At 54.9% G+C, this 3,893-nt stretch carries 3 protein-coding genes; 2 read left to right on the top strand and 1 reads right to left on the bottom strand.

All coding sequences use genetic code 11. The features are described from left to right. Window positions 1–632 precede the first annotated feature (632 nt). Entirely contained in the window at window positions 633–1,421 is a 789-nt protein-coding gene (locus tag H1B37_RS32365; RefSeq protein WP_182871418.1) for a hypothetical protein, read from the top strand. Window positions 1,422–1,436: 15 nt separating this feature from the next. On the opposite strand, the gene H1B37_RS32370 is transcribed toward H1B37_RS32365, so the two are convergent. Beyond that, window positions 1,437–1,907, bottom strand: a complete 471-nt coding sequence (locus H1B37_RS32370; RefSeq protein WP_182871419.1) for a hypothetical protein — start codon at window positions 1,905–1,907, stop codon at window positions 1,437–1,439. Between the two features lie 401 nt (window positions 1,908–2,308). Here H1B37_RS32370 and H1B37_RS32375 point away from each other — a divergent pair, with 401 nt between their 5' ends. Then, on the top strand, window positions 2,309–2,887 hold the full coding sequence (locus H1B37_RS32375; protein WP_182871420.1) for a hypothetical protein: 579 nt from the start codon (window positions 2,309–2,311) through the stop codon (window positions 2,885–2,887). The last annotated feature ends 1,006 nt before the right edge of the window (window positions 2,888–3,893 follow it).

A 3,893-nucleotide genomic window follows, 5' to 3' on the forward strand; every position in this document is an offset into this window, starting at 1 on the left:
CTTCGTAGATGCCTCCAAAGCTTCAAGAGGGCCAACGGTGAACTCGCCGAACCGCATCCGCGGAGCAAAAAGTTCCGCAGCTAACAGATGATCGCGTCCTCGCGGTACCTATCTGGGACACCCACATGCAACCCAGGGTTGTGATCCTGGATCGCAGGTTGTGCGGAGAGGATACGCATATCGTAGGGTAAGTCGGGAGAGTGAAATCACCTGCGTGACAATGCCAGGATTCATCCGGAATCAAAACAGATCGATCGTGACCAATGCATGCCGTCCGTCGAATCCCGATCGATTATCGCTTGGAATCGCACAGCGACAAATTTGTCGTACGACGGACTGGGGATCGGGAATTGCCGAAGTTGTTCAGTGCTGTTCGAGTAACTACTGTAAGAATCCTAGGCAATTCCCGGGGCCCCGGAACAGCACGGTTTTGCTTGAGGTAGTACGATGCAGGCAATCAAGTTTCACATTGGCTGTGAGTTGGTGTGCGACGCCAATTCGCATTTGAGCATCGAGACTGTTAGGACCAAAAACGCCCCCATTGACGCAGCACTTCAGTTGTAGCAAGCGACACGGGAAGGTGCGGAAACACAGTTTCGTGAAATGTCGCAGAATTCAAGAAAAGAACAAACATGCAGAAATTGCGCATTGCGATCGGATGTGCCGTGATCTTTATTGCCAACCCCGGGCTGGCATTTGGAGGGTTGATCTCGCGCGGAGGGGGCCTGGTTTATGACGATGTCCTTGACGTGACGTGGCTACAAAACGGAAACTATGGAGCCGGATCGATCTACGACAACGGTGTTTCTGCCACAGATGGAATTATGTCTTGGGCGAACGCCGTTGCCTGGGCTGATGATCTTGTGTACTACGATAGCGTTCGCAATGTGCATTGGGATGACTGGAGATTGCCCCACGCAAAGCCTGTGAACGGAGTCAGTTACCAATATGAGCGTTCGTTCGATGGTAGCACCGACTTGGGCTGGAACATCGTGAGCCCCCAAAGCGAATTCAGCCACCTGTTTTACGTCAGCCTCGACAATATTGGGTTGCGCGACATCAATGGCAACTCGCCTCCGAACGAAGGACTGTTCGATGACCCGCTCAACCCAAACGACGAGAGTCTCTTCGAAAACATTCAATCAGCCTATTGGACGGGGACGCCCTACCTGGCGCCAGAAGTTGGCCGCGTCCCGTTTGCATTCGACTTCATTATGGGCGGAGGCACACAATCACGAGCCTTCAGTCATGGGGCTGATCATTCTGCGTGGGCAGTTCGCGATGGCGACGTTGCTGCCCTGGCCGTGCCAGAGCCAATGTCTGCTGTTATTGTTGTGTTGATGAACGCAATCGACGTCGGCTTCCGACGCCGGCGTCAAGGTCCAGCGATGCGATTGAAGCGTTGCGTCTGCCCCGCATGAGCGACGCTGGACAGGTCACCCGTTCTCTGTCGCATCTCCTTTTCCGTTGATGTCGTGGTCTTCCGATCGAAGGAGCTTTTCCATGCCGTCAACGCGGGTTTGAAGCCGGGAAAGGCTTCGGTGAAAAGCCCGAAAACGCTGTTCAAAACTGCGTTCCAATCCCAGGACGGATTCCGAAACCGATTCGATTTCTTCGCCACAGCACTGGATATCGTTTGAGACCTCATCCATTCCAGAAGCAATCTCGTCCGCGATGTCTGCAAACTCAACGCGTACCGCATTGAGGATGTGCTCGAAACTCTCGTCATGCATTGTTCTTACCGCGATTGAAGGAATGGGAAGCCGCAGTTTGCGTCCTCCTGTCGCTAGTATTATCGGCGGGTGTTCACAGGCGTCGGGTCTTAGTACGCCCAGTGTGCGTCTCTCCAGTGTTTTGTGCGACGAGATTGGCCCGCTCTGCGATCCGCGAAGATCGATAGTGAACATGACGCCAGATCAGACGATGCTAACGTTCCGAGCCACCCGGAGTGCAAATCCGTCGACTGCGACGCCTTCGCGTTCGTATTTGCCTACGCAAGTTGCAGCAGGTCGCCGCCAACCGAATTCGGCGCCAGCAGTTTACAAGCCGACACCGTTCTTTGATCTCGAACGTCTTTCGGGGCGTCTCCCAGAACGCCGACGACGAGTATCGTTGTCATTCCGAGCGTCTGAAAGATTGAAGATGAATCTGCGTTGGTCGCTTCCTAAGTTTTCGGTGTCACGGTTCGTCATGATCACCGACTAAATGTCGATCGCGGGGATCCGCCGATTTTTGCGAGACTTGTGAAAGAGATTGCTGAACCCATGGCACGGACATTTTCAATTTAACAGACGTACGGAATCAAAAGATGGAATCACGAATCGAAGCTACGCACAGACTGCAGAAAGAGAACCGCTGGGAAGAGGCGAGTCGCGCCCGCGATCAATTCAAACAGCAACTGCGAGCCGAGGGACGGACAAGACGCGAGTCCAACGATGCCTCCTGGGATTGGATGATTTCAGCGTATCCGCCCAAAGATGCCGGTGGAGCAACCAATGACGCCAGACCAACACAGGCGGAAGGTAATGCGATCAGGCAGATTCCCGCTGTCGTTGACCAAGATGATCAGCAACCCTTTAAGGTGGTCTACTGGATCCATGGAATGCTGCGATTGATGGGGGCGCGTCGAGCGTGTGGTCAACGCGATGCGGGGCGATTCGTAGACATACTGCTGCTCTCCCAGTGCCCGGTGCCATCACTGGCATACCTGGGGGTTTTAGCGCTCACCGACCCTGTTGAGTCCTTGGTGGTCTGTGAAACGAAATTCCGGACCGCGTTGGCACGGCTCAGCACATTCGAGCCCGATAGCTGGCTGGTACAAGAAATCGAGACCTGTTTGTCAGAGTTGCCGCGACTTCGTGACCAGCTCTCCATGCTCTACCGCTAGTATCTGGCTAGTGATTTAGCCATGCGTGCCCGCGCGCCGTCGAACGCCTCGCTCCCGCGCGTGCGCGCGAGGCAAATTGTAGTACCTGGTTGGTCCTTGTCACTGCAAAAATTGTTGCTTCATCTCGCTACCGTTTTGGACGACCGACGAACGGTTGATTATGTGCAAAGTACCGCGACTGCCTGCATACGAATGCACTAACTTGCGAAACCGTCGCGAGACTGTATAGTGCGGTAAATCTCGGGACAAAGCAGTCCGAATTCAAGAGATCCGCCTTTTTTCGGGACGTAGAGGTCGCTAGTTCGAATCTAGTCGCCCCGACTGCCGGAAACACGGCAATTTCTGGACTCTTCTGGTCCGATACCGTGGCAGTGGATGCGGTGGCTTGGTTGGTCTTCAGGTCAATGGAGCGGGGCATCTCTGGCGAACGTGCCTTTGTCCGTGGAGATCGAGGGGCATGGTAGGCTGGGCGGCGAAGGTGTTGGCTGTTTAAGGTGGGGCGGCCGAGCGGAGGTCGGCGGAACCGTTCGCTGTGGTTTTTCGCTGGCAGCGGGGAATCTTGTGTGAGACACTTGCGGCGGCAGAGTCGGCATCGCGTGCCGCTCGGCGCGGTTCTTTGACACCCTGCGTTAGAATGCCGCGCCATGCTTCGGCATTGGAGTACTTGATCACAAATGAAGAAAACCAGGCAGCCGCTGGCGTCGTGGGCAAGGGGAACGGATCAATGGCTAGGAATCGAATCAGCTACTCGGTTAAAAAAGCGATCGCCTGGGGGACGACATCCGTGCCGCTCTGGACGATGCTAGGCCTCTGCCGTTGAGGGTCCGGATTCCTGGATACGAGGACGATCAAGATAGCGATCGGCCGGCTGCGTTTGCCCATTGGTGCGAATACGGTTTTCGAGCCTTAAAGGCTGAAAACATCGGATACGATTGGATCAACCTTTTTTGCATGCTGCGAGGCGAACACGCGACGGTGGACAACCTTTCTTCGCTGCTCTCTGTCT

The sequence above is a fragment of the Stieleria mannarensis genome, assembly GCF_014154935.1.
In the GTDB taxonomy this organism is placed as follows: domain Bacteria; phylum Planctomycetota; class Planctomycetia; order Pirellulales; family Pirellulaceae; genus Stieleria; species Stieleria mannarensis.